Below are 463 nucleotides of genomic sequence, written 5' to 3'. Positions count from 1 at the left end.
AATGTTCACACTACAAATGCCAGAGTAGAAGAGGTGCCGGGCCATTACGACTTTATCGTAAGCAGGGCAGTGGCTGCCATGCCTACCTTTGTGCATTGGACCAAAGGCAAAATCGCTAAAGAGAGCAGACATGAACTTAAGAATGGTATTCTTTATCTAAAAGGAGGGGATCTTTCAGAGGAATTGGCAGAATATGGTACTGCTGTGATCTATGATCTTCAGGATTATTTCGAGGAAGATTTCTTTGAGACCAAAAAGGTAGTCCACCTTCCCCTTAAGTTTAAGAAATAACAAACAATAGAGCCGGATTTTATCCGGCTCTATTGTTCTTATTCAACAATGAATTTTAAGGATCGGGTAACATCTTTTAGGTGAATTTTGATGTAATAGACTCCTGTACTTGGGACCTCAATTGGAAGTTCGGTGACATTTTGCACGGGTAGATTTCCAAAGGTGAAAAGTT

Annotated in this window: 1 protein-coding gene; it reads left to right on the top strand. The window is 40.4% G+C overall.

The window, feature by feature from the left end; genetic code table 11:
• Nucleotides 1-291 (top strand): 16S rRNA (guanine(527)-N(7))-methyltransferase RsmG (locus tag HC176_RS16405; protein WP_209309760.1); only part of this gene is annotated, 291 nt, incomplete at its 5' end.
• Nucleotides 292-463: the final 172 nt, after the last annotated feature.

This window comes from Tamlana crocina (genome assembly GCF_012037625.1).
Note: the sequence above shows the minus strand (reverse complement) of the source record. Positions and strands in the feature narration are given on the sequence as shown.